The organism is Streptomyces sp. WG7, from assembly GCF_049975785.1.
Taxonomy (GTDB): domain Bacteria; phylum Actinomycetota; class Actinomycetes; order Streptomycetales; family Streptomycetaceae; genus Streptomyces.
In genome coordinates this window covers 1-902 of the sequence record NZ_JBNGGE010000164.1, presented here as the reverse complement: position 1 = coordinate 902, position 902 = coordinate 1, and the positions used below count along the sequence as shown (strand labels likewise).

The window sequence follows — 902 nt, the reverse complement described above, 5'->3', positions numbered from 1 at the left end:
GAGGGTGAGGTGGGCTTCGGTGGGGGTGAGGATGTGCTGGTAGGGCTCGCCGTCGAGGTCGGGGAAGACCGTCCGCAACGGCTCGTGCCGGGTGATCACGTCATTGAGGGCCGCTTCCATGGCGGGCACGTCCAGCTCACCGGTGAGACGCAGCACGAGCGGAATGTTGTACGTCGCCGAAGCACCCTCGAACTTGTACAGGAACCACATACGGCGCTGCGCGAACGACAACGGCAGGCGGTGCGGCCGCTCACGCCGTTCCAGCAGCGGACGCGACCCGGTCGCCGACAGATGCCGCACGACACCGGCCACCGTCGGCCGGTCGAACAACACGCGCAAGGCCAGATCCACACCCAGCACGGCCCGGATCCGGTTCACCAGCCGCGTCGCCAGCAGCGAATGCCCACCCAGCTCGAAGAAGTCGTCCTCCACCCCGACCGCCGGCACACCCAACACCTCGGCGAACAGAGCACACACGATCTCTTCCTGCGGCGTCCGTGCCGCCCGCGACGCCGTGAAGGCGTACTCGGGAGCGGGCAAGGCCCCCCGGTCCACCTTCCCGCTCACCGTCAACGGCAGAGCCTCCAGCACCACGAACGCGGCCGGCACCAGATACGACGGAAGCCGCTCCGACAGACCGCGACGCAGCGTGGACACCAGCTCACCCGCCACCCGCGTCCGCACCGGATCACTCGCCAACCCGGCAAGCGACCCCACACCCACCGCGACGAAAACGTCCGACACCGCACCCGTGTCTTCGGGGACGAACACCACATCCATGGTGTCCGCCCCCTCGGAACCGACGGTGACCACGGCGTCCCAGCCCCGTGCCCGCGCCCAGCGGCACACCTCTTCCGGATCCAGCCCGCTCTCCCCGTCCAGAAGCTCACGGACGCGCTCGA

At 69.2% G+C, this 902-nt stretch carries 1 protein-coding gene; it reads right to left on the bottom strand.

Annotation, left to right across the window (positions count from 1 at the left end; genetic code table 11):
* Window positions 1–902: condensation domain-containing protein (locus ACP4J0_RS38550; protein WP_426604116.1), on the bottom strand; the 902-nt coding region annotated here is incomplete at both ends.